Here is a 1,728-nt window from a genome sequence, read left to right as displayed (position 1 = left end):
TGATTTTGAAAGCAACGCCGGGTTCGGACCAGGAAGTCCGGCACACCTTGGGCGGGATGCACCGCCGGATGCTGGATGCGGCGTGCGCCTTGAGCCCGGAGGAGTCGCAGGTGGTGGTGGGTTTCCTGCAGCACATGCGGGAGGCCTTGGACACGATCGACGAAGAGCCGGAAGGACCCGAGGAACCAACCCGGTCATGACGTGAGGCTCCATTGCAGGATGAAAATGAGCGTCACCAGGAATCCTGACCCGTAGTTGAGCCAGATGAACCGCCGCCACGCCACATTGGTGCGTGCCGCCGTCGTATCCGTGACGTTCCAGTAAGGCGCGCAGTTGACGATATACGGGATGGCGATGATCGCCGCGAGCGGCCCGGGCCATGGCGTGGCCAGCATCGCCAGTCCCGCAACAAGCCACAGCACGACGGCGAGCCTCACCGTCTTGCGCGCACCGATCACTGTCGCTATGGAACCGATGCCCGCCTGGCGGTCGGGTTCAATGTCCTGGACGGCGCCGAAAGCGTGCGCAGCCATGCCCCACAGGAAGAAGGCCGCCAGCAGGATGATCAACCCCGGCGTCACGGTGGCCCCGGCCAGCGCGAGTCCGACGACGGCGGGACTGACAAAGTGGGTGCTGGACGTCAGCGAGTCCAAGACCGGGCGTTCTTTGAAGCGAAGCCCCGCCACTGAGTAGGCCACCACAGCGAAGGCACTCACGCAAAGGCTGATCCAGGCGGCAGGTCCGCCGGCCAATGCCAGCACCAGCAGGAACGGAATGTTGGTGACAGCGGCGAGCCACAGCATGGGCCGGTGCAGGTGCGGCTGGAGGAGCGCGCCTTCGATGCCGCCCTTGCGGGGGTTCTTGAGGTCCGATTCGTAATCGAAGACGTCGTTGATCCCATACATGGCCAGGTTGTAGGGGATCAGGAAATAGAAAGTGCCTACGATCAGGACCCAGTCGATCTCGCGGGTGGTCAAAAGCATGGTGGCCGCAAACGGGTAGGCGGTGTTGATCCAACTGACCGGGCGGGATGCGAGCAGGGCTTGGGGGACCAGGCCTTTGAAGCGGGCAGGGCCTGCAAGGCCCCCTGAATCGGAACCGGCGCCTTTTCGCTTGCGCGTCAGCCACATCCACAAACCGGGAAGCGCCACGACCCCTGCCAACGGGTAAGCGAAGTCCTCGATCGGAGCGAGCCCTACTTTGACGCCGAGGATATGCGAGGCATCGTAGTGGAAGAGTTCCATGCCGATCATGACCGAATCAAAGACCGCTGTCAGGATGGCAAGGGCCGCGAACGCCAGGCCCACAGCTTTCCAGTGCTTGCCCGATTCCCCGGGCCGGGCACCTCTACGGGCGAAGAGCACGCCGGCAACGGCTGCTGCGGCGATGAAGGCGAGCGCCAGCCATGAGTACGTCATGCGTTCTCACGCTCCCGTTGCTTCTCCACGCGATGTGCGGGGATCCGGTCGATCAGCCGCCGTGCACCGGTATACAAGACCATGGTGCACAGCACCAGGAACAGCAGGAAGACGGGTTCCTCGACAGGCAGTTCCGGTGCGATCAAAAGTCCTGTTGCAATGGTGCCCTCGCCGCGCAGGAAAATCCCCAGGCCGATTCCGGCCAAGTCCCAGGCGAGAAGGAACAAGACCCCGACGACGGTAACGATCACCGCTGCTTTGGCGTCCCTCCAGAAGAACAGACGGAAGCGGTGATCGAGCAGGAGCATGC

At 63.4% G+C, this 1,728-nt stretch carries 2 protein-coding genes and 1 pseudogene; 1 reads left to right on the top strand and 2 read right to left on the bottom strand.

Annotated elements, in window-relative coordinates:
• Nucleotides 1-200, top strand: a pseudogene (locus tag HP499_RS23875) (MarR family transcriptional regulator); the annotation flags it as partial.
• Here the strand turns inward: HP499_RS23875 and HP499_RS23870 are convergent.
• Entirely contained in the window at nucleotides 195-1,418 is a 1,224-nt protein-coding gene (locus tag HP499_RS23870) for a prenyltransferase (protein WP_172326514.1), read from the bottom strand. The pseudogene HP499_RS23875 and the gene HP499_RS23870 sit on opposite strands and share 6 nt — an antisense overlap.
• Complete coding sequence (locus HP499_RS23865; RefSeq protein WP_172326513.1) at nucleotides 1,415-1,726, bottom strand: lycopene cyclase domain-containing protein; 312 nt, start codon at nucleotides 1,724-1,726, stop codon at nucleotides 1,415-1,417. Before HP499_RS23865 ends, HP499_RS23870 begins: the two co-directional genes overlap by 4 nt.
• Nucleotides 1,727-1,728: the final 2 nt, after the last annotated feature.

Source organism: Paenarthrobacter sp. CM16 (assembly GCF_013179505.1).
Taxonomy (GTDB): domain Bacteria; phylum Actinomycetota; class Actinomycetes; order Actinomycetales; family Micrococcaceae; genus Arthrobacter.
Note: the sequence above shows the minus strand (reverse complement) of the source record. Positions and strands in the feature narration are given on the sequence as shown.